Below are 3,722 nucleotides of genomic sequence, written 5' to 3'. Positions count from 1 at the left end.
GCTCCTGAATTTTCTCCAGTTCTTCTTCGCTTGCATTGTGGCCGCCTAATGCCTGCAATACTAAATTAGCAGACGAACCTGCAAATAAAGTATCAATCATTTTATTTAAAAATTGCTTTTGCGTTTTTTCCCTGGTTACAGCAGGTTGATAAATATGTGTTTTGCTGCTGTCGTTACGGGTAACCAAACCTTTTTCAAACATGATCTGCATCAATTTTAAAGTAGTGGTGTAGCCGCTGTCTTTTGTCTTTGATAACTCTTCATGCACCACACGTACGGTTGCATTTTTTTCGTTCCAAAGCACTTGCAGTATCTCCAGTTCGCTTTCGGTAGGCTTAAGAATTTTAGTTAATGTCATTTTATTACGATTGTTTTCGTAAGCAAAATACGATTTTACTCGTAAATAGCAAATCCGTTCATGTAATTTTTATTAACAATTAACTTTTGAGCAAGATATTCCCGCTGATTTCGCAGAAAAAAGGTTTTGCAATCACCAGTTATAGGGAGGTGTAAAAATGTAGGCAAAATAAATTCTGCGGAATTAGCGAAATCTGCGGGGAAATAAAAAAAGCCCTGATGTAGAAACATCCTGACTTCTTGGTTATAATGGTTCTGATTAGACTTTTTGAATATCCTGTTAAGATATTAGAAACTTTTAATTTTTTAAAGTTATTTCTGTGTATTCTTTAATTCAATATTGGCACCACCTAATGCATCAACTAATGTTTTGTATTTAGCTGCTGCGTCTTCTTTCAACTCATTGCCATCCACAGAAATCATTCCTTTTTTTATGGCTAAAGAGTAATTATCTTTTTTTAATAAATTATCTGCGGCTAATGCATCAATCAAACTATTTGTTTTGGCATTTATTTCATCTTTATCAGCCATTACTGTTACATTCATTTTGCCCGGGCCATCTTCCTGTGTAATCTTCATTTCTTTGATTACTTCATGCTTAATTGTTTTAGACTCAGCTTTACCATAAATGGTTGCAAGGGTAGGAGCAATTACTAAAGAAACAATACTCATCAATTTAATTAAGATGTTCATTGACGGGCCGGAAGTATCTTTAAATGGATCACCAACGGTATCTCCAGTTACAGATGCTTTGTGCGGCTCTGATTTTTTATAAAACATTTCGCCGTTTATTTCAACACCTTTTTCAAAAGATTTTTTTGCATTATCCCAGGCACCACCGGCATTGTTCATAAACATTCCCATTAATACACCACTAACGGTAGCGCCTGCTAAAAATCCACCTAACACCTCGGGGCCAAAAGAAAATCCAATAATTAATGGAGATAATAAAGCGATAGCACCCGGCAACATCATCTTTTTTAAAGATGCTTCGGTAGAAATGGCCACACATTTATCGTACTCCGGTTTGCCGGTTCCTTCCATAATACCAGGGATAGTGCGGAACTGCCTGCGTACTTCTTCCACCATTGCCATAGCCGCTTCACCTACTGCACGAATGGCCAGAGAAGAAAATATAAATGGAATCATTCCACCCACAAATAAGCCCGCTAATACAGGAGCTTTATAAATATCAATACCTTCAATACCTGAAATACCCACAAAAGCTGCAAACAAAGCCAATGCTGTTAAAGCAGCAGAAGCAATAGCAAAACCTTTACCCGTAGCCGCAGTTGTATTACCCACCGCATCAAGTATATCTGTTTTTTCACGAACATCTTTTGGTAACTCACTCATCTCTGCAATACCGCCTGCATTATCTGCAATAGGGCCGAATGCATCAATAGCCAATTGCATAGCTGTAGTTGCCATCATACCGGCAGCAGCAATAGCCACACCGTATAAACCAGCACAATAAAAACTCATGTAAATACCACTTGCTAAAACTAATATTGGAAGAAAAGTACTTTCCATACCCATTGCCAAACCGCCAATTATATTTGTTGCATGACCTGTTGCAGATTGACGAATAATACTTTTTACCGGACGCTTGCCCATTGCAGTATAATATTCAGTGATCATACTCATTAAAGTACCCACTGCAAGACCCACCATTATTGCACCGAAAATACCATTCTTGGTAAACTCATGACCACGAAGTGTCATGGTATCGGGCATTAAATAATTTACTAAGAAGTAAGAAGCAATTGCGGTTAAAACGATAGAACCCCAGTTACCCATGTTTAATGCGTTCTGAACTTTTTGTGTACTTAAACCTGCGCTTTCACTTATCTTAACAAAAAAAGTTGCGATGATAGAAAATACAATTCCCATTGCAGCAATAAGCATGGGTAATAATATTGGCGACATGCCACCAAAATGATCTGTCATTGCATTTGTTTCTCTGCCCAAAACCATAGTTGCTAAAACAGTAGCCACATAACTTCCAAAAAGATCGGCACCCATACCTGCAACGTCACCCACATTATCACCCACATTATCTGCAATAGTTGCAGGGTTACGTGGATCATCTTCAGGAATACCAGCTTCTACTTTACCCACTAAATCAGCACCCACATCCGCAGCTTTTGTATAAATACCGCCACCCACTCTTGCAAACAATGCAATTGACTCGGCACCTAAACTAAAGCCTGTTAATATTTCTATGGTACGCTCCATTTCCACACTGTCAACCGCAGCACCGGGAGCAAAAACCATTTTTAAAATTATAAATAAACCACCTAAGCCTAATACAGCTAAACCTGCAACGCCTAAACCCATTACGCTACCACCGGTAAAAGAAACTTTTAAAGCTTTGCTTAAACTTGTACGGGCAGCCTGTGCCGTACGAACGTTTGCTTTAGTGGCCACTTTCATTCCAATAAATCCGGCCAATGCACTAAAGAAGGCACCGAGTATAAATGCGACTGCAATACTCCAATGGCTGTTGGCATTGCTGTAACCCATAACGCCTAACAATAGGGCGCCAATAATTACAAAGTAGGTTAGAATTTTGTACTCAGCTTTTAAAAAAGCCATTGCACCTTCAGCAATGTAGGTGCTGATTTCTTTCATGCGGTCGTTACCGGCATCCTGTTTGCTAACCCAGTTAAATTTTATTAGTGTGTAGAGCAAGCCTACAATACCCATTGCCGGAACGGCGTAAATCAAATTATCCATAATAAGTTGTTCTGAATTTTGGACGGCAAAAATAGGGGAAATGGTTTAAAAACAGGCAGAAAGCATTGGCTATTTGAGGGATAAGGAGGGTTAATATCATTTTAATTAACGGATGAGGATAAAATCTTAAACCCTTCGCCTGTATATTTAACGATATCGCCTGCTATCATTGCTTCGGGAGAAAGTTTGGCCGCTGCAAAATCGCCTGCCAAACCATGAAGATAAACTCCCATTAAACAAGCTTGTAAAGGAGTGTACCGTTGTGCAAGTAAGCCGGTGATTATTCCGCTGAGCACATCGCCACTGCCTGCGGTTGCCATGCCTGCATTGCCGGTATTATTAAAATACCCTTTGCCTTCTGGCGTAGCTATAAATGTATGATGGCCTTTTAAAACAATATAAAGATGGAGTTCTTTGGATTTTTCTGATGCAAGCTTTATTCTGTCAAAATCATTTTTAGTTGCACCAAAAAGCCTTTCAAACTCTTTTGGATGTGGAGTAAGAATGGAGTTTGCAGGAATTAAAGAAAGCAATGCTGCATTATCACCAATAATATTTAATGCATCAGCATCTAATAAAATGGGTTTATTTATTTGCTGAAAAATTTCTTTTAATAAAATTGCATG

The 3,722-nt window shown here is 38.6% G+C and carries 3 protein-coding genes; all 3 read right to left on the bottom strand.

Translation table 11 applies throughout. The annotated features are described in order from the left end of the window. A partial coding sequence (locus tag ACY65O_RS02115; RefSeq protein ID WP_462219200.1) for a BlaI/MecI/CopY family transcriptional regulator occupies positions 1-358 on the bottom strand: 358 nt, incomplete at its 3' end. Positions 359-669: 311 nt separating this feature from the next. Next, positions 670-3,096 (bottom strand): sodium-translocating pyrophosphatase, encoded by a 2,427-nt coding sequence (locus ACY65O_RS02110; protein WP_462219199.1) that lies wholly within the window; start codon positions 3,094-3,096, stop codon positions 670-672. 101 nt (positions 3,097-3,197) lie between these two features. Next, positions 3,198-3,722 (bottom strand): NAD(P)H-hydrate dehydratase (locus ACY65O_RS02105; protein WP_462219198.1); only part of this gene is annotated, 525 nt, incomplete at its 5' end.

This window comes from Ferruginibacter sp. (assembly GCF_031430955.1).
In the GTDB taxonomy this organism is placed as follows: Bacteria; Bacteroidota; Bacteroidia; order Chitinophagales; family Chitinophagaceae; genus Ferruginibacter.
This window is presented reverse-complemented; position numbering and strand designations above follow the sequence as displayed.

Excerpts from the sequence above, each read along its gene's own strand:
- ACY65O_RS02110 (WP_462219199.1), bottom strand. The coding sequence starts at position 3,096 with ATGGATAATTTGATTTACGCCGTTCCGGCAATGGGTATTGTAGGCTTG.